General features: G+C 63.6%; 12 protein-coding genes. 7 read left to right on the forward strand and 5 right to left on the reverse strand.

The features are described 5' to 3' along the window. Together ACZYSP_RS23195 and ACZYSP_RS23200 are read left to right on the forward strand one after the other, a co-directional pair. Positions 1 to 876, forward strand: coding sequence for a LysR family transcriptional regulator (locus ACZYSP_RS23195; protein ID WP_097198568.1), 876 nt, complete (start codon positions 1 to 3; stop codon positions 874 to 876). A gap of 61 nt (positions 877 to 937) precedes the next feature. Then, positions 938 to 2,575 carry an alpha-amylase family glycosyl hydrolase gene (locus ACZYSP_RS23200; RefSeq protein ID WP_489016817.1) on the forward strand — a complete coding sequence of 546 codons (1,638 nt, stop codon included), beginning with the start codon at positions 938 to 940 and terminating at the stop codon, positions 2,573 to 2,575. Positions 2,576 to 2,579: 4 nt separating this feature from the next. On the opposite strand, the gene ACZYSP_RS23205 is transcribed toward ACZYSP_RS23200, so the two are convergent. From ACZYSP_RS23205 to ACZYSP_RS23220, 4 genes are read right to left on the reverse strand one after another with little or no spacing between them, the layout of a single operon-like run. Beyond that, the gene (locus ACZYSP_RS23205) at positions 2,580 to 4,871 is read right to left on the reverse strand and encodes a CocE/NonD family hydrolase (protein ID WP_489016819.1); all 2,292 of its coding nucleotides are present in this window, start codon (positions 4,869 to 4,871) and stop codon (positions 2,580 to 2,582) included. Beyond that, positions 4,868 to 6,628, reverse strand: coding sequence for an ABC transporter ATP-binding protein/permease (locus ACZYSP_RS23210; RefSeq protein WP_489016821.1), 1,761 nt, complete (start codon positions 6,626 to 6,628; stop codon positions 4,868 to 4,870). Before ACZYSP_RS23210 ends, ACZYSP_RS23205 begins: the two co-directional genes overlap by 4 nt. A gap of 2 nt (positions 6,629 to 6,630) precedes the next feature. Continuing rightward, on the reverse strand, positions 6,631 to 8,022 hold the full coding sequence (locus ACZYSP_RS23215) for a glycoside hydrolase family 15 protein (RefSeq protein WP_489016823.1): 1,392 nt from the start codon (positions 8,020 to 8,022) through the stop codon (positions 6,631 to 6,633). Further along, a complete protein-coding gene (locus ACZYSP_RS23220; protein ID WP_489016825.1) occupies positions 8,019 to 9,308 on the reverse strand; it encodes a glucoamylase family protein in 1,290 nt (429 codons plus the stop codon). Before ACZYSP_RS23220 ends, ACZYSP_RS23215 begins: the two co-directional genes overlap by 4 nt. 139 nt (positions 9,309 to 9,447) lie before the next feature. On the opposite strand from ACZYSP_RS23220, the gene ACZYSP_RS23225 reads away from it, so the two are divergent. Then, entirely contained in the window at positions 9,448 to 11,592 is a 2,145-nt protein-coding gene (locus tag ACZYSP_RS23225; protein ID WP_489016827.1) for a glycoside hydrolase family 3 N-terminal domain-containing protein, read from the forward strand. Between the two features lie 294 nt (positions 11,593 to 11,886). Continuing rightward, the gene (locus tag ACZYSP_RS23230; protein WP_489016829.1) at positions 11,887 to 12,201 is read left to right on the forward strand and encodes a hypothetical protein; all 315 of its coding nucleotides are present in this window, start codon (positions 11,887 to 11,889) and stop codon (positions 12,199 to 12,201) included. Positions 12,202 to 12,444: 243 nt separating this feature from the next. On the opposite strand, the gene ACZYSP_RS23235 is transcribed toward ACZYSP_RS23230, so the two are convergent. Then, the gene (locus ACZYSP_RS23235; RefSeq protein WP_489016831.1) at positions 12,445 to 12,972 is read right to left on the reverse strand and encodes a hypothetical protein; all 528 of its coding nucleotides are present in this window, start codon (positions 12,970 to 12,972) and stop codon (positions 12,445 to 12,447) included. Between the two features lie 255 nt (positions 12,973 to 13,227). Between ACZYSP_RS23235 and ACZYSP_RS23240 the strand changes: the two genes are divergently transcribed. From ACZYSP_RS23240 to ACZYSP_RS23250, 3 genes are read left to right on the forward strand one after another with little or no spacing between them, the layout of a single operon-like run. Beyond that, positions 13,228 to 13,440, forward strand: coding sequence for a hypothetical protein (locus ACZYSP_RS23240; RefSeq protein ID WP_489016833.1), 213 nt, complete (start codon positions 13,228 to 13,230; stop codon positions 13,438 to 13,440). A gap of 5 nt (positions 13,441 to 13,445) precedes the next feature. After that, a complete protein-coding gene (locus ACZYSP_RS23245; protein WP_489016835.1) occupies positions 13,446 to 15,203 on the forward strand; it encodes a hypothetical protein in 1,758 nt (585 codons plus the stop codon). Beyond that, positions 15,204 to 18,323, forward strand: a complete 3,120-nt coding sequence (locus ACZYSP_RS23250) for an AAA family ATPase (RefSeq protein ID WP_489016837.1) — start codon at positions 15,204 to 15,206, stop codon at positions 18,321 to 18,323. Positions 18,324 to 18,400: the final 77 nt, after the last annotated feature.

Here is an 18,400-nt window from a genome sequence, read left to right on the forward strand (position 1 = left end):
ATGGATCTGAATGCACTGAGCGACTTCGCGCTCGTCGCAATGAACGGTGGCCTCGGAAAAGCAAGCCGCGCGAGCGGTAGATCGAAGGCGACCTTGTCCCGGCGTATCGCCGATCTGGAAGAGCAACTCGGCGTGCGGCTCATCGAGCGCAGCGCCCGCGGGCTCAAGCTCACAGAAGCCGGGCAGATGCTGATGGACCGCACCGAAGGGCCGATGCACGAGGTGGCCGACGCCATGACTTCCGCGCGCGAGGGCTTGTCGGTGCCCCGCGGACGCCTGCGCATCGCTTCGCCGGTGCTGTTCTCGCAGTTGGCGATGGGCCGCATCTCCGCCGAGTTCTGCACGGCCTACCCCGAGGTCAGCTGCGAGGTGGTGGCGGACGATCGCCTGGTGGACCTCGTCGAGGAGCAGTTCGACGCCGCGATCCGGATCAATCCAAGCCCGGACAGCAGCCTCGTCGGCCGGTGTTTTGCCAAAGACCGGCTGGTGGTCGTGGCGGCGCCCTCCGTGCCCGTGCCTGCGCCAGGCAAGGTCAGCCCGGTCCCAGGCATCGTCTCGACAAGCTTTCAACCCACGAACTGGACGCTCGACGACGGACGCCTTGTCCTGGAGCCGATTCCGAGGCTCAGACTTTCCTCGTTCCTGATGATTCGCGACGCTGCGATCGCCGGCGCTGGCGTCGCCCTGATGCCGCAGTCGATCGCATGGAACCAGCTGACGCGCGGAGAACTGGTTCAGTGGGGCATGGTTTCAGGCGTGGAGGTCGCGCTCTGGGTCCTGCATACGTCGAGGCGACTCCCTGCACCGAAGGTTCGGGCGTTCGTCGATTTCATGTGCGCGCAGTATCCGCAGGGGTCTCTCGTACTGAACGGCTAGGTCAGCTGTTTTCTTTCTGGGGAAAATGGACTCACCCGAAACCGAGCATGAGGGGATCAAGATGTCAGCCGACGACTGGTGGAAGTGCGGAATCGTCTATCAGGTCTACCCGCGTTCGTTCCAGGACAGCAACGGCGATGGCATCGGCGACCTGGGCGGAATCCGCGCCCGGCTGGATCATCTGGTCTCGCTCGGCGTCGATGCCATCTGGATCTCGCCGATCTATCCGTCGCCGATGGCCGACTTCGGGTACGACATCTCCGATTTTTGCGACGTCGATCCGCGCTTCGGCACGCTGGACGGCTTCGATGCGCTGGTGCAGGAGGCCCACGCGAGAGAGCTCAAGCTCATCCTGGACTTCGTGCCCAACCACACGTCGGACCGTCATCCGTGGTTCGTGCAGAGCCGCAGCGCACGCAGCGATCCGCGACGCGACTGGTACATCTGGCGCGACCCGGCGCCGGGCGGCGGGCCGCCCAACAACTGGATCAGCAATTTCGGCGGCCCGGCCTGGGCCTTCGATGCGACCACCGGCCAGTACTACTGCCATTCGTTCCTGAAGGAGCAGCCCGACCTCAACTGGCGCAACCCCGAAGTGCGAGCCGCGATGTACGAGGTGCTGCGCTTCTGGCTTCGGCGCGGCGTCGACGGATTCCGTGTCGACGTGCTCTCTCAAATCATCAAGGACGCGCAGTTCCGCGACAACCCGCCGAACCCGGACTTCGCCCCGGGCCAGGACCCATTTTTTCGCTGGCTGATGCTCTACAACACCGACCTGCCGGAGGTACAGCCGATCGTGGCCGAGATGCGCCGCGTGGTCGACGCGTTCAGCGACGCACGCTCGTCGCGCGTGCTGATCGGCGAGCTCTACCTGCCGCTCCCGCGCCTGGTCGCCTACTACGGACTCAACGCCGAAGGTGTGCTCGAAGGCGTGCAGCTGCCCTTCAACTTCCAGCTGATCTCAACCGAGTGGCGGGCGGCGCGCGTCGACCGCTTCGTGCGCGACTACGAAGCCGCCTTGCCCGCCGGCGCCCAGCCGAACTGGGTGCTGGGCAACCACGACAGACCTCGCATTGCGAGCCGCGTCGGGCCACAGATGGCGCGGCTCGCGGCCATGCTGCTGCTCACGCTGCGCGGCACGCCGACGCTCTACTACGGCGACGAGATCGGCATGACGGACGTCCCCATTCCCGCCGATGAAGTGCAGGACCCGTTCGAGAAGAACAAGCCCGGCATGGGCCTGGGGCGCGACCCGGAGCGAACACCCATGCAGTGGAGCGCCGCAGAGCATGCGGGCTTCACGACCGGCACGCCGTGGCTGCGCCTGGCAGCCGACTGGCCCACGAACAATGTGGAGGCGCAATCGCACGACGCTGGGTCGATGCTGGCGCTCTACCGGCGCCTCATCGCGTTGCGCCGCGCGCAGCCCGCGCTGAACCGGGGCAACTATGAAGCGCTTGAAACCGGGGGCGAGGTGCTCGCCTATGCGCGCAACGACGAAGGGCAGCGGCTGGTAGTGCTCTTGAACTTCGGCACCACCCCGGCGCCGATTTCGCCGGCGTTGATGCCGCACCAACCGATCGTGCTCGCATCGACCGATCCTGCGCGCGCCGAGTTCATCAAGGGGCCCCTGGTGCTGGCGCCTTGCGAAGGCGTCGTCATCGGCGCCGTGGACGACAAGGGTCCGACGACACGATGAGCGATCAAGACTTGCCGGTCTGGATCTCGACGTAGCTGCGCGCGTGCCAGCGCACTCGAATGGGCCATTTCGCGTCGGCAATGGTTTCCGAATTCACGTCCTTGCCGCTGCCGTAGTTGATCTGCCGGTCGGGGCGCCTGTTGAGGCCGATCAGCAGCACGATGCGGCTGCCCGCCGCGAGCTTGCAGGCCGTCACGCGTTCGGCGGTGAACGCAAGCAGCTGACGCTCGCCGGCCCGCAGAAGCCGGCGACGCATGCGATGGCCTGCGTAGCTGGCGCGAAAGTCGTAGGGATCGAACAGCAGCTGGTATTCGCCGCTTGCCGTCTGCTCGTACAGCGAGATGTTGAAGTCCACGTCCTGCCGCGAGGGCGTGATGTCGAACACGCCGCGCAAGCTGCCGATGAGCTCGGTGCCCTCCGGGAGCGGATCACTGACAAAGCTGATGCTGTTGCGCGCCGGCAGTTGCTTCACGCGCAGCGCGTCCGGCCACGGGATGCGCACGTCGCGTCGATCGGCGAGATCGACCGAGAGCCGCACGTTGCCACCGCCTTCGGATGGCGACGGCAACAGGCGGTGCGGGTCGTCGCGCTCGCGGGTATCGAGGTGAAGGCGCAGCGGGGCGCGCTGCGGCGCGTCCAGCGTTGGCGCATGGCGCCACTGGTCCGCGCCCATCACCTGGTAGTTGACGCGATCCATCAGCAGGGAAGGCTTGTTCGCGCCCTTCAGGATGTGGTCGAGCCATTGGTAGCGCAGATCGGGCAGGTCGATGCGTGCGACGGGGTCGAGCGTGTAGCCGCGCAGCGTCGGCGCCGTGCCGCGCCGGATCGAGGCCGCGTCGTAGGGGCCGAGCAGCAGCGTCGTGTCGGCCTGCGGCCGGTTGCGACGATGCTCGTGGTGGTAGTAGAGCGCGCCGGCATCGGCACCGTAGTAGCCGGCAAAGCTGAGCACCGGAATGTCGATTCGCGCAAACTGCTCCGCCGACGGCAAGAACTTCTGCCAGTAGCGATCGTGACTCGGGTGCGTCAGCCAGGTTCGGATCAACCTGTTGCGCTTGCCCAGCAAGACGCGGTCTATGTCCCAGTAGGGGCGATTGCCACGGTGCCAGCGTGCGTCGAGTGCCTGCCACATCGTGTCCGGGTCCGCGTCGGCGTCGACGCCGGCTCGCAGGGGCTCGGCAGTCGCGTGCTCCTGCGCCCAGCGGACCATGGCGTTGCGGAAGATCTGTCCGGCCATCGGGAAGTCGATGCCCGGCGCCATCGGCGCGATCGTGGCGATGGCTTTGAGTGCCGTTGGTCTCCTGCGGGCGGCGGCCCAGGCGGCGTAGCCGGAGTAGCCGTCGCCGAGCATGGCGACGCGGCCGTCGCTCCACGCCTGCCGGGCAATCCAGTCGATGACGGCGGCGGCGTCTTCGCCGTCGCGAACGAACGGCCACACGGCGCCCTTGCCGTCAGGGGTGCGTCCGCGCACGTACGCCGTGACGCCGACGTAGCCTTTGGCGGCGCTGTGCTGTGCGTCGTCCTCGGCGGGATCGAGCGTGAAGCGCAGCAGCGTCGGCAGAGTTCCAGTCGCGCGGCCGGGCCGAACCAGGTTCGCATGAATGACACCCCCGCGCACGGGAATCCTGACGTCAGCCTCCGCCACGTAGCGGTTGCGGTTTTCCGCCGCGAACAATTCGGGCAGCAGCGCATTGAAGCTGCGACGCGACTGGTACGAAAGCCAGGTTCGCACGAGCGCCAGCGCATCGGCCTGCGGGAGGCTGCCCTTCGCGCGCCAGAGATCGAAAGCCTGGCGCAGCGGCTCTCTGTACACCGCCGGCGGGATTTCGAGCCGCGCCATGATGGCCTGGGCTTGCGCGTTGTCGAGCGGCGACACCAGTTCCTGGAACGAGCGCGCGTAGGCTTCGGCGAAGCCGAGGCGCCCGTCCGCTTCGAGCATGCGCGCACGCGCATAGATACCGTCGAGGATCGCCCGCTGGACCAGGTCGTCGAACGGCTTGCCCTGGCGGCGGCTGCGCAGCGAGCCGCTGCTGTCGTAGGCTGCACGGTAGGCGCCGCTGACGATCTGCAGGGCGGTCAGGTTGGCCAGGAAGACATCGGTGTCCGCCTCCTGGTACACCGGCAAGATGCGCTCGGCCAGATCCCGCATCAGGTCCGCCGCGGTGGCATCGTCAGGATCGCGCGGTGGCCGGAAGCCGAAATCGGCCGCCCAGGCCCAGGTCGGCCACGCGGGCAGCGCAAGAATCAGCCGCATGAGGGCGCGACGCGCACGACTGACGGTTGACCCGGGGTGTCTCATGGTCGCTGCTCCTCGGGCACGGCGTTCGGCGCCTTGACCAGATGCACCACCCGCGTGAACAGCCGATCGTGCGCTCCTCCGGCCGAGCCTATATGAACAATGCCCGTGTGCGTGAGCTTGCCCAGCGCGTCGATGATGAGTTCGAGCGTGTCGTCGTCGAACGCGCTGAAGGCTTCGTCCATCACCAGCCAGGGCGGCGCCTGCAGCACGACGCGGGCGAAGCCCAGCCGCAACTGCTCGTCCATGCTGAGCTCGCTCTCCCAGCGACCCGTCTTGTTCAGCAACTGTTCCAGGCGCTGGAGGCCCACACTCGCCAGCGCGGCCACCATGGCTTCTCTCGGGTAGGTCGATGGCTCCATCGCATACGACAGCACTTCGGCCAGCGTGCCGCGGGGAATGTAGGGCGTGCCGCGCGGCATGTAGTGGATCGTCTCGCCGACGGGCCGGCGCACGGTGCCGCAGCCCCAGGGCCAGAGGCCCGCGAGCGCCCGGAACAGCAAGGTCTTCTCCGTGCCCGGTGTGCCGAGGATCAGGACGCACTGGCCGCGGTGCACGACGAGACTGGGGTCGTCCAGCTGATCGTGGCCGCTCCAGGAGCGAACCTCGAGCGCTTCGATCGCGAGCGTCCCGGCTTCGCTCTCTTCGTAGGCGATGCGGCTGCCACCTGCCTGTGTCTCCAGATCGGAGGCCAGCATCCGGCGCAGGTCGGTGACACGCAGCAGCGTGGCGCGCCAGTCGGCAATGATGCTGAAGTTGTCGACGAACCAGCGCAGCGACGACTGTGCCTGGGTGAAGGCCGCGGCAGCCATCATCAGGCCACCGAACGAAACCTTCCCCGAGAAGTAGAGGGGGGCGGCCACCAGCGTCGGCGCGATGATGGTGACCCAGCCGAAGCCCGCGGTGACCCAGGTCAGGTTGGTCAGCCCGAGCACCACGCGCGACGTGGCGCGCAAGACGTCGCCGAAATGCATGGCGACGCGACGCTTCTCGTCGGCCTCGCCACCAGCCAGGGAGATGCCGTCCAGATGCTCGTTGATGCGCGTCAGCGAGAAGCGCAATTCGCCTTCACGCGCGTAGCGCTCGGCGTTGCGCGAGATCAGGCCGTTGCCGACCCAGTAGGTGAGCAGCGAGCCGGCGATCGCATAGGCAATTGCCGCCCACAACATGAAGCCCGGCAACACGTGGTCCTCGCCGTTGAAGAAGAGGCTGAAGTCCTTGGAGATGACCCACAGCACGCTCGCAAAGCTGCCGAACAGCATCGCTGCCTGCAACAGACCCACGCCGAGGGTGACCGACAGATCGCACAGCTTCAGCGTGTCGTCGTGCATGCGCTGATCCGGGTGGGCCCCCATCGGGCCGCTGGCCTGGAGCCAGAACGCCCGGCGCGGCTGCAGCCACAGCCCCACGAGGTCATTGACCACGGCCTCGCGCAGCTTCAGCTGCAAGGTTTCGCCCAGCCACCTCTGCGCGACGTTCAAGACCAGCAGCACGCCCGCAATGATGGCGAAGACGCCTACCTGCACGACGAATTCGCTCAGGTCGCGACGCGAAATTGCATCGTAGAACGGCTTGTTCCAGCTATTGAGCTCGATCTGCCCATACGCCGTGAGCGCGACGACCACGACGATCGCACCCATCAGCACGACAAGCGTTTTCGCGACCGGGGACACTCGCAAGGCGCCGAGCAACTCGCGGACCTGACGGAAGACACCGGCTCTTGCAGCCGGCTCGACACGGTTCTCAGGCCTCGCGCTCATCGCTACCGCGGCACCTGACAAGCGGCGGCCGCGATGCGGCGCGCCGAGACGCACGAAATGAACGCGGCGTGGCTCCATGCCAGTTGCTTCGCCGAGGTCTGCGCGCCGCTGCGCTGGTCGAACTGTTCCGACAGTTCACCACCGGCCGGCGTGTACGCGCGTACGGTGGCGAGGTAGGCGTCGCCGCGCCCCATCCATTGGTTCCAATGGCGTGCATCGCCGCCCATCGCCGCGGCGCGGAAACAGAACTCGGCGGCGCCGAGTGTCGAGAAAAAGTACGCACCGCCCGAGTAGTACACGTCGCCGGCGTACCGCCCCATCGCCGCGCCACGGCCTGTGGCACGGCCGTGGTTGATCGGATAGGCCGCATCGAACAGCGCATCGAGTCGCTCCAGCGTGGCCTGCATGCGCGGATCGGCCGGTCCATGCGCAGCCTCGGTGCCGAGGCTATGGATTGCCGACAGGATCACCGCGATGTCCAGCGCCTTCGCACTGGGCCGGCCGTCCGTCAGCACGCGTGAACGGTAGTAGCCGCGCGTCGAGTCGCGTTCGTCTCGCTCGTCTACCCAGTAGTCGTCGAGCAGGCGCTGCACGGCCCGCGACTCCTCCCGGCAGCGCTGCGCCAGCGCCGCGTCGCCCAGGCCCTCCAGCCATGCCGCGCCTTCGGCCAGCGCGGCCCCTGCGACGCGCAGTGTGTAGTAGTGGTGGCCGAGCTCTTCCTCCCAGATGTCGTATGACGGCTCGCGCCAGTGACGCAGCGTGAAGTCGATGTCGAAGCGAATCAGCGGCGTGACCTCCGCCAGCAGGGCCGCGTCGAGGTGCCCGCCGTCCGCCCAGCGCAGCAGCGCCAGCGCGCGCAATGGCGGCCCGTCGTGCTGGGGGCGCGCCCAGCGGAGGACATCGAGCGTGCCGTCGGGGTTCACCCGCGTCTCGGCGACGACCGCATCGCCGTGGACGCTCGCGAGGTCATGGTCTTCGCGCAGGTACTGCAGGAGTTCGGGGGCCACGCGCGCTCTGCGGCCTTGCTCCGCGGCAACCGCGCGACCGTCGAGCCCGTTCACGGCAAGGCTGAAGCGGGTGAAATCGCGCAGATGCTGAAGGGCTTCGTCGCCGATGCGTCCGTCGACGTAGAGCAGGCGCAGTGCATCGATAACGACAGCAGAGTCCCGGAACCAATGAAAGAAGTAGTCCGGGTCCGGGTCGTAGTTGCCGAGTACGGGCGAGGCAATGATGGCGCCGGCGACCGGCCGTATGGTCTGACCGAAGCCGGGGCGATGCTTGACGATCGACACCGGCGAGATGCAGGGCAGCATCGCGCTCGCCGAATGGGACAGCTGTCTTTCGAGCCATGACTCGAAAGCCGGGTCTTGCTGGCTCGCCACGCTGAAGGTCACGGTGCAGGCGACTCGAGGTGCGGGCTGCTGAAGTCCAGGGCGCGCAGCCCGGCCTGCACTTCGGGCACGCTCATGAACAGTTTCCACAGAAGGCCCGTGCGATGGTTCTCCATCATCACGACGATCGGGCCCTGGTCGATGGCGAGATATGTCTCTGCGAACCAACCGCGCCGTTCGCAGAACGCATCGATGAAGCCGTAGTCCTTCCACAAGCGCGTGCCATGCACGGTGAGGAAATGCCGCAGAACCTGCATCACCTCGGTGGGCGCATACGGCAGGCTGGCCAGCGCGGCCGTCGGCGAAATGGTGCCGTTGTCGATGTCCGGGGCGTGCGCGAGGTAGCCGTCGGGGTCGTCGCTGGCGGTCAGGCCCCAGCACGATTCACCGTAGCCCGGGTGGCCATGAGGATTGGCGATGCAGTGCGCACGGTTGATCTGCAGGTGGCGGCAGTTGAGATCCCAGTAGTCGGCGTAGCGATCCTTCAGGCCGTGCGGATCGAGGCCGCAGAACGAGTAGTGCGTGAAGAACAGCGGGCCGCCGTATGGCATGCCCAGCGGTATCTCGATGCCGTAGTACGACCGGCCGTTGAGGAAACCGGCCCCCGCCGCAAAGCCGCGGTGGTACACCCGCGGATCGATCGCATGGCGCGGCGCGGCCGCCGCCAGCAGGTAGGTGATGAGGCACTCGTTCCAGCCGCGCACTTCGTGGTTCATCGCCCAGCCGTGGTTCGGGCTCCAGTGCCAATACAACACGTCCCGTCCGCCCTGGGTGAACCAGTTCCATTCGACCTCGTGCCACAGCGTGTCGATGTCGCTGCGCAACCGGCGTGCCGCGGCCGTGTTCTCGCTGAAATACTGGCGTGCACAGAGCAGGCCCATGCAGAGGAACGAGGTCTCGACCAGATCGCCCGCGTCGTCCTTGGGGCTCATCGGGATCGTCTCGCCGCTCGCTGCGTCCATGAAGTGCGGGAAGGCGCCGTGGTAGCGCCTGGCGCGAAAGAGGGCGTCCCGCATGCGCCCCAGGCGCTCCAGCGCTGCGTCTCGTGTGACCCAGCCGCGCTCCACCGCGACGATCATGGCCATGATGCCGAAGCCCGTGCCGCCGATCGCGACCCTGTCGTCGGCCAGGTCCTCGCCCGTTGCGCCGACGAGCGTACGGCGGTCGAGCGCCAGGCCGCTGTCGGCATCCGCACCGTCCCAGAAATAGCGGAAGGTCTGCCGCTGCACGGCGTCGATCAAGGCTTCATCGGGCAGGGCTGCCAGTGCCCTCGGGTTCCTGTCATCCATCAACACGAACGGTTCCTTTCGTTGTTGTCCCGGGTGTCACGTTTGGTTTCACCGAATCATCGGCGGCGCCACGCGGCTGAGGGCTCTTCGCCCGCAGCATGCCATCATTAGGCCCCCTGGGTTCTATTCGAAATCCCTGATGAGTCGCATCGATACTCTCATGGCCCGGATGACGCTAGCCGAAAAGCTGGGTCAACTGACGATGACTGCCTCCGGCTACACGGTCACCGGGCCGGTGCTCGCGGGAGACTCCACGCAGTCGATCATCGACGGCACCGTCGGCAATCTGCTGAACATGGTCGGCGCCGGCCACACGCACGAGATGCAGCGACTGGCCGTCGAGAAGTCGCGGCTCGGCATTCCGCTGCTGATCGGCCTGGACATCATTCATGGCCATCGCACGCTCTTTCCGATCCCGCTTGCGGAGGCCGGCACCTTCGACGAAGACCTTTGGGAGCGCACGGCGCGGGAGGCCGCGCGCGAAGGCGCTGCCGACGGCCTGGCGATGACTTTCGCGCCGATGCTCGATGTATCGCGCGATCCCCGCTGGGGCCGTACCGCGGAAGGACCCGGCGAAGACCCTTGGCTGAACGCACGCATTGCGCAGGCCAAGGTGCGCGGCTTCCAGGGGGCAGACCTGTCATCGGCCGATTCGCTGGCCGCCTGCGCGAAGCATTTCGTCGCATACGGCGCAGTCACCGCAGGGCGGGAGTACGCCGCCGTGGACATCTCCGAGCGCACCTTGCACGAGGTGCATCTGCCGGGCTTCGCAGCAGCGGTGCGCGCCGGCGTTGCAACGCTGATGCCCGCCTTCACCGATCTCAACGGCGTGCCGATGACTGCGCACATCCCCTTGCTGCGCGACTGGCTGCGCGGCGAGATGGGCTGGAGCGGCGTCATCGTCAGCGACTACAACGCAATCGCGGAATTGATCAAGCACGGCGTCGCGGCCGATCTCGTCGATGCCGCAGTACTGGCGCTGAAGGCCGGCGTCGACATCGACATGATGGCCGACGCGTATCGCAAGGGCCTGCCCATCGCGCTCGCGCAGGGACGGGTGACGATCGAAGAGATAGACGCGAGCGTGCGCCGCGTGCTGCAACTCAAGGAGCAGCTCGGCCTGTTCGACGACCCTTACCGCCGCGGCGCGACACCCGAACTCGCGGCGGTTGTCGCCGAGCGGCACGCGGTGGCGCGCGACGCCGCGCGCAAGGCCATCGTCATGCTGAAGAACGAGCGGGACACCCTGCCTTTGCCTGCTGCGGCGAAGGCACTGTGTGTCATCGGCCCGCTGGCCGACGCAAGCACCGAGATGAAAGGCCCGTGGTGGGGGGCCGGCGAACACGAGCCGGCCGTCAGCGTGCTTGCCGGCTTGCGCGCCGCGCTGCCGCAGACCGACATACGCCATGCACCCGGCGTTGCCATCGAGAGTGATGACGACAGCGGCATCGAAGCTGCTGTTGCGCTGTGCGACGGCGCCGACGCCGTCCTGCTGTGCCTGGGCGAGCGTGCCACCATGAGTGGCGAGGCCGCGAGCCGCGCCACGCCCGCGCTGCCCGGGCTACAACAGGCTCTGGCCGAAGCGGTGACGGCACGTGCACACGCGCTCGGCATCCCCGTCGTCGCAATCTTGTTCTCGGGCCGTCCGCTCGTCGTTCCCTGGCTGGCCGAACATGCCGATGCGCTGCTGGCTGCGTGGTTCCTCGGCATCGAAGCCGGCCATGCGATCGGCGACGTAGTCACGGGCCAGGTAACGCCAAGTGGCCGCACTCCGATGAGCTGGCCGCGCGCCGTCGGGCAGCTGCCGATCTACTTCGGCCAGCGTCCCACCGGCCGGCCGATGAATCCCGCCGACTACTTCACGAGCAGGTACCAGGACGTCGAAAATTCGCCGCTGTATGCCTTCGGCCACGGCTTGACCTTCGGCCGGTTTGTCTACGACGAGCTTCAGGTAGAGCCGCGACGCGTGCGCGAGCAGGACGCGCTGAAGATCAGCGTCAGGCTGCGCAACGTTGGCGCGCGCGAGGCTGAAGAAACTGTCTTCTTGTTCGTTCGCGGCAAGCTAGGCCGTGTCACCCGGCCGTTGCTGGAACTCAAGGGCTACGCGAAGCTGCGATTGATGCCGGGCGAAGCCGGCTTGGTGAACCTGGAACTGCCGGCGGCCGAGTTGCGCTACCTCGGGCCGGACCTGCAGCCCTTGTTCGAGGCGGGCGAAGTCGAAATCTTCGTCGGGCCGAGTGCTGAGCAAACAGGGTTGTTGCGGCAGACCATTGAATTGTGTTGAAGCCCTAGGGCGTAGGGGCATGCCGTTACCCGTGGCTATACTGCACCGGTCACGTCAGAAAAAGGCGTGATCGGGCTTGGACTCCCGAATCACCTCTGCGACGCAAGCCGCAGTCACCCCCGCAGGGTCTGCGGCTTTGCTATTCGTGCCTCCAGTTTTTGGCGGCTCGACGGGCGGGCGCAAGCCCGGCCGGTTCTCGCAAGAGGTGCCCGGTAGTCCAACCCGTCGAGTCGCCGCCCTCGCTTGGACTCGAGAGCGGTGGTTTCAGCAAACCGCACCTCTTGGAGGCCATTCATGGCTGCATCCGCTCGCGCTTCTGCGCACGTCTCTTCATTTCCCGAATCTTCTGAAACTGCCAGCGTTGAATCGCTTGCCCTTCAGGCATGCGATGACATCGACAGCCTTCATGCTGTGCATCGTGCCTATGCGTGTCTTGAAAAACTCATCGTTCCACAGGGGGTGAACGATACGGAAGAGGTCTATCCGATGCGCGCCGAACTCGGCGCTCTGGTGCGGCTGGTCAATGAAGAACTGCAGCGGCGTATTGAAGCGGCCGAGGCCACGATTCAGTCGTTGCGTGTTGCCGCAGGCGAGGGCGGTGCGAAATGAAGAGCCTGCAATGACTCATTGGCCGTGCCGGGAGCGGCAGTCGGGCCCCTAGAAGGTCCTTCAAGGGCCGCACCACGAACACCCGGTTGCAGTGTTACCCGCCGTTCGCGGGCGATTGATGTCGGGCGGGTGTCGGCCACAGGCGCGGGCGATCGTAGGTGCCGGCTTTGAAGACACCCGCAATCCCCGCCGGCGACGGGCGCGAAGCGTGGGCGTCGGCGATGTAGGTGGACGCAGAACTATTCATCCTTGATCAAGCTCGGCCACCCTGGCTGCGACCCAGGGGATCTCTGTGCGCTTGCGCACATTGAAGCCGTATCCGCTAGTCGTGAACATGCCCTCCGGCACCGCGATGATCCTTCCCCATGTGGTGTGGTCTCCGCCGGCATTGTTCTGTTCTTTCGTGATTACCACCGTGGTGTCGTGATCGAAGAAGAACTTGATGAGAGCATCCCGGTCCATGGTCGGTGCCGCTGCGCCGAACAAGGCTTCATAGCGCTGGTCTCGCGCGAACCAGTGGCCGCGCTGCAGGTCGGTGCGTTTGCCGGTCGCGGCGATCTTGCGGAGGGCATTCTCACTGATGCCTACGACTCGCCATGACGCCGCGCAGGCCGCAATGTTCTCGAAAGCGCCTTGTCGTGCCCACTTGCTGAAGGTGGGCGGAGCATTCTTCAGCAGCATGTAGGCCTTGAAGATGAAATCAGCGGTGGTTTCGTCGGGTGCGTGCGGGCGATTGATCGCGCGCATAGTTTGAAAGCTCTCTGTATCCATTCAACGATTTTGTCTGGGTCAATCGCAACCATCTATTTCAGTCTGAAGCAGCGATCGCCGAAAGCGATCTCAGATTCGCTCATTTCGGCTTTGGCATCAGAAGCAGACCCTCGAGGCATGGTTCTTCCTCCCACAAATGGGGTATCCCAAGGGGCTCGCCAGCGTGCGGGCAACGTGAGAGCATGTGCATCAGCCGCCCATCAAGTACGAGGAAGCCGGGCGCCCGACCTAACTCGGCACGAGGAGACCAAAACTATGAAGACCGAATTGCTCTTCATCCTGCTTGCCGCCGCCTCTGGCGGCTCCAACGCAGGTTCCCTAGCCACCGCGGGCAGCCTGGGATTCAACCCGATCGGCGCTTCGTCGGCGCCGATTTTTGAGGCGGCGAATCGATCCGGTAGTCGCCGCGTCGGCGGGAGTGGCCGCAGCGGCAAGGGCAGCCACTACGTGGGCGGTCGCCGCAGGTAGGCCTTGTGACTATTTCTATCCGTGACGTGGAAGGCGTGCTGCAGGCTCGCTCACTCGCAAATCCATCGCTTGACGCGCTGAACCCAAGCGACCAGTCGTATCGCGCGCTCTTGCTCCAACCTGCGGGCCCGATCCTGGCCGACGACACGCGGATCGGTCCACTGGACCTAGCCTTCGCCGACAAGCAGGCGACAAAGTTCCTTGAACTGGCTACAACGAAGGGACACCATCTCGTTGTCACGCCGGAATACTATTTACCCGTAGAGACTCTCCTGAAGTGCGTTCAGGGAACCACGTTCCCCGCTGTTGGAGCCCTGTGGGTACTGGGCTGCGAAAGCATGACGCCGGCACAGCTCGAAAAGTTCGAGGTGGACTGCGCTGGGTATTGCGACCTCATCTTCGACAAAGACACGGCGGCCGCCGTACAAGGAATCTACTTCGACCCGGTGGCGTATTGCTTCGTCACCAAGGACAACGGAGGCAGCGACCGTCGAGTCGTCCTTCTGCAGTTCAAGACGATTTCGTCGCGCGACCAGCACTTCTTTGAGAACAAGAACCTTCGCTGCGGAAATCTCATCTACCAGTTTAGAGGCGCAGGCGAAGAACTCGCTCTCTCGACCATCATCTGCTCTGACGCCTTCAACGTGGCGGCTGACGAGAAGGTCCGCAGTAAATTAGCTCGCTTCGCAACGCTCATTCACATCCAGCTAAATCCGAAGCCGAGGCACTCCGACTACCTGCGATACCGTATTGACACCTTCAGCAAGAACAAGGATCTGAACAACTGCGATATCGTCTGTCTGAACTGGGCAGAGGATATGGTTCAGTACGATGCACCTGACGGGAAGCACGAAGCTTGGAAGAACGAGAGCGGCTCGGCCTGGTACATCTCTGACCATCGCTGCTCATCCAGTGACGACGAGGTCGAGAACAATGAGCGACTGGGCCTTTACTACTCAAGGCATATCAAGCATCGTCACGTGCTCCATTTCCATTTCAATGCTGCGGCATTCGAACTAACGGTCGCGAAGGTCGCCCAGGTTGGCTCATATCTGCACGACAACTATCTGGGACCAAAGGTAGATGCCAGGTACACCTGGGACGAGGAGCATCAGGACTGGACGTCCAATGGGGAATGTCCGGACCCAGGACTCTCTAAACTCCTAGCGCTCACTCCCCATGTGGAAGCAGCCTTCGCTAGCCTGAAAACTGTGGAGAGCCGACTGCAAGTGGAGCGAGCTATCGCGCTGTCCTGCGGCCTCGCAAAGAGCAAGGTGAACTGGTTCAAGGCTAGTGAACTCGATGCGTGCAAATTGGGTGAAGATGAAATCGTGCGACGTGCAACCCTCTGCCTCGACCGTGATGTCCTGGCGCGAGACGCGCGAGAACTTCGAGTGAAGAGGGTTGCAGCGCTCAATACCATCCTCAGCACGCAGGAGCTGCCACGTCAGATTCGCGACCTCGCCGGCGGTGACGCGCGAGTCATGTGGCAGGCCAACTCTCCCCACACCAACGTGTGCAAGGACAACTCGCAGCCTGCGCTGGTTGCCTACCTTGGGATGGACCCGAGTCCCGACACAGTGCGCAATGTGAGTGATGCAGCGTTCGAGCTGCTTCGTCTCGAGAACAACGACAACCACAAACACCGTATCGCGGTTTGCTATCACACGATCGACGGCCAGCCTGAGTTCGCGAGCATTCCACAGCTCACCGACATCACGCACGGCGGTGGCAGCGCCACATCCATCACCGAGGGGCTCTAGATGGAAGAACTTCAATCGGCCCGCCAGAAGGTCATCGACCTGCTTGGCGAGGTGAAGGAAGTGGAAGTGGCGGTGGTGCGCGCTGAGCGCCGTCATGAGGGTAAGTGCTACGCCATCGCATATGTCGACCTCGCTGACGATGTGGTCGGTCGCGCTGACCAACTTCACGACTTCCAGGAGCGCATCCTCGGCGACGACTTCTTCGGCACTCCCGGCGATCTGCGATGGAACAAATACCTTTACATCGTTGCCGGCCCAAAGTCGCTCAGCCATGATGGCTTCGAGAAGGCGAAGGCAGCGATTGAATCGGACAAGGAGTACGCTCGCAAGCGAGTTGTCTCCGAAGAGGAGCTCGAAGCTCTGTTGGGTGCCGTCCAACATTTCAATCCAAGTACAACCGGCAGGGACTTCAACGTCGTCGGCGAATGGGAGAAGCGTCTCGCCGCCGCCGACCTTGATGAACTACTCGACCGTCCCACGCGGAAAGACGTTGTGGAACGCATAGGTACTCGGTCAGCCAAGCGCATACCCGTTGCCGACAAGGCGTTGACTCTCAATCCAGCCGACATCCCGCTCGCTCAGAAGTGGCTTGCGTCCATTTCGATTGATAAATTCCGCCCTATCCATAACGAAAAATCGTACACCTTTGGTCAAGTCACACTTATCGTTGGACCCAACGGCACCGGAAAGACATCGCTACTCGAGGCCATCGAGTATTTCTACTGCGGTTGCAATCGCAGGCAAGGGAATCCAGGCACTCCAAAGATCTCCGGCGCACTGGTCGGGAACATTGTTCCGCTGGCCGCTTCCGCGGAGTCCGGACGAATAAGAGCGCGCTGCTTCAGTTGGTACAACCGGGATGAACGATTCGCGAAGTCGATTCTGGGTGCATTCACCCGCTACAACTTCCTCGATACAGATGCCGCGTTTCGACTATCGACGGAACTTGAACCGTCGGAGATTCCGGATGACTTAAGTCGGTTGCTTGTCGGTCCAGATGCCTCAACGATTTGGGACTATCTAATCAAAATTTCACCCGAGGTCGAAACTGCCCATGAGCGAGCAATCATGAAGGTCGACGAGGGCCGACAGAAGCTTGAGATGGCACAGAAGGAACTCAAGGACTTGCAGGGACGGCCCTCCAACGGTAAGACTCTCACAGAGGCGTTCCGCTCCGCCTTGGACGCGCTTCGGTGGAAGGCGTCCCGAGCGATAACGCCTCTCACGACTGCGGACGAAGCAAAGCCCCTCCAGGAAGCACTCAGGCATCTTCAAGCGGTGCTGACGGCCGGTCCGGCCGCAGTGTCGTTGGAAGCGATTTCGGCGCGCGGCCGAGAACTTGACTTGGCACTGGGTCGAGCTCGTCCGCTCGACGGCAATCGAATGCGGTATGCGCAGGAGGCAAAAAAGCTTGCTGAGCAGGCGTTGGCCAGCGAACGCGGATCTCAAACCTTGGACCGTTGGCTTGCCTACGTGAACAGCGGATTCTCCGTCGCCCACGCTCGTCTCAAGAAAGGCAAAGCAGCGGCCGATACAGCACTGGGCCGGCTCGGGGTGTATGCAAATGGCGATATCCCTGAGGTGCCTGACGAATATGCATTCATATCACTGAATTCCGCTGCTCGGGATGCAAACCTCGATGTTCGGAACGCCAATACCCAAGTAAGCAACTTGGAGAAGCTGTCCGCCAACTTTGGCAGAGCGGCGTCTGCGCGCGCCCAAGCGGCGCGTCAACTGCAAGTGGCTGCGCAAGCCTCGTTCGAAGCTGGTCATCCGAGGGATGATTGCCCCATCTGCCGGGTGAAGTATTCACCTCAGGACTTGGCGGCCCTCGTCAACCAAATCACGAGTTCGCTTGAACATTCAAGCGAACTCACGGAGATTACTGCCCAACTTGGTGAGGCGCGGGAGAATCTTGAGTATTTGCAAGGCTGGGTCAGGTTTTTCCAGTTCCTGCAGCGAATTGCAGAAGTCATCAACCTGGCGCCAGACGTGGCTTGCGCGACCATTCCAGCTCGACTGGAAGAACTGAGAGCGGAGTTGGCCCAGGCCAACTCAGAACTCTCCGCGGCAAGCAGGGACTGGGAGCAACTCGCTAATTCCGGCTTAAACACGAACGAGCACGACCTCCTCAGGAACGCGATATCCACGATTCTTCGCACACAAGAAGCAGAGTTTGATGCTATTGCTATCGAGGAAGCACGCATCAAGCTTCTTGAAGTAGCGGATGAAAGTCGAAAACTCGAGGCAGAAAATCTCGATCTTTTCAAGCGTGTTTCAGAGCAACTTGCAGAAATCAGCGCCGCGGTTACCGTCGAAGGTTGGTCCACGCGAGCGCAAGAAGACGGTGGCATGCAGTCCTTGGTCATCATGCAAAGTGAAATCACCTCCATTCAGAGTCGAGCGAGTGCTTTGCAAGGCCTTATGGATATTGGCGGCAGCACATCACTTGCTGAATTGAGCGTGGGGATGATTGGCGCCGCACGAATCCACTCGGAGGCGATGCAAGCGGTCAACATTGAAAGTACCGCGTCAGAGAGCATTTCGATGCTTACTCAGCGCGTTGAGCAACTGACGGGGCAGTTGAAACGAGCGACTGACCAGGCGAAGAACTATCGGGCGGCCAAAGAGACTTTAGAACTGCTACGTACCGAATACTCTCTCGAGCGCGCAACGCAAGAGTCGTTGAATATCATCGGCTCTCAGATCAATGAGATCTTCAGTCGCATCCATGCACCGAACGAGTACGAATATGTTGGGCAGGGAGAGGTGATCCTCCAAACATCCGCCTCGCACGAGAAACGTACGCTTGAGCAGGTGAGCACCGGTCAGCGTGCAGCTTTTGCGCTGTCCGTATTCCTAGCGATGAACCGCAACGCGACCATGGCACCACCGGTAATTTTAATTGACGATCCCATTGCGCATATCGACGATTTGAATGCACTGTCGTTCCTCGACTATCTGCGCGATTTGACCGTGAACTCTAGTCGGCAGATTTTCTTTGCGACGGCAGACACTCGGATTGCTTCGCTCTTCGCACGAAAATTTAGCTTCCTAGGAGAATCGTTCCAGACCATCCGACTGGTGCGAGAGTCGGCTGCAGGTACGGTCGTCAACTAGTCAACGCGATCGCGCGAAAATTGAACGAGAGGCCGCGTAAGACGCTCGGCTTCCAGACGCCCGCTGAGATGTTCAGC

Source organism: Variovorax sp. F042 (assembly GCF_057814215.1).

Coding starts and splice junctions, on each gene's coding strand:
- ACZYSP_RS23195 (WP_097198568.1), top strand. CDS start 1: ATGGATCTGAATGCACTGAGCGACTTCGCGCTCGTCGCAATGAACGGT.
- ACZYSP_RS23200 (WP_489016817.1), top strand. CDS start 938: ATGTCAGCCGACGACTGGTGGAAGTGCGGAATCGTCTATCAGGTCTAC.
- ACZYSP_RS23205 (WP_489016819.1), bottom strand. CDS start 4,871: ATGAGACACCCCGGGTCAACCGTCAGTCGTGCGCGTCGCGCCCTCATG.
- ACZYSP_RS23210 (WP_489016821.1), bottom strand. CDS start 6,628: ATGAGCGCGAGGCCTGAGAACCGTGTCGAGCCGGCTGCAAGAGCCGGT.
- ACZYSP_RS23220 (WP_489016825.1), bottom strand. CDS start 9,308: ATGGATGACAGGAACCCGAGGGCACTGGCAGCCCTGCCCGATGAAGCC.
- ACZYSP_RS23225 (WP_489016827.1), top strand. CDS start 9,448: ATGAGTCGCATCGATACTCTCATGGCCCGGATGACGCTAGCCGAAAAG.
- ACZYSP_RS23230 (WP_489016829.1), top strand. CDS start 11,887: ATGGCTGCATCCGCTCGCGCTTCTGCGCACGTCTCTTCATTTCCCGAA.
- ACZYSP_RS23235 (WP_489016831.1), bottom strand. CDS start 12,972: ATGGATACAGAGAGCTTTCAAACTATGCGCGCGATCAATCGCCCGCAC.
- ACZYSP_RS23240 (WP_489016833.1), top strand. CDS start 13,228: ATGAAGACCGAATTGCTCTTCATCCTGCTTGCCGCCGCCTCTGGCGGC.
- ACZYSP_RS23250 (WP_489016837.1), top strand. CDS start 15,204: ATGGAAGAACTTCAATCGGCCCGCCAGAAGGTCATCGACCTGCTTGGC.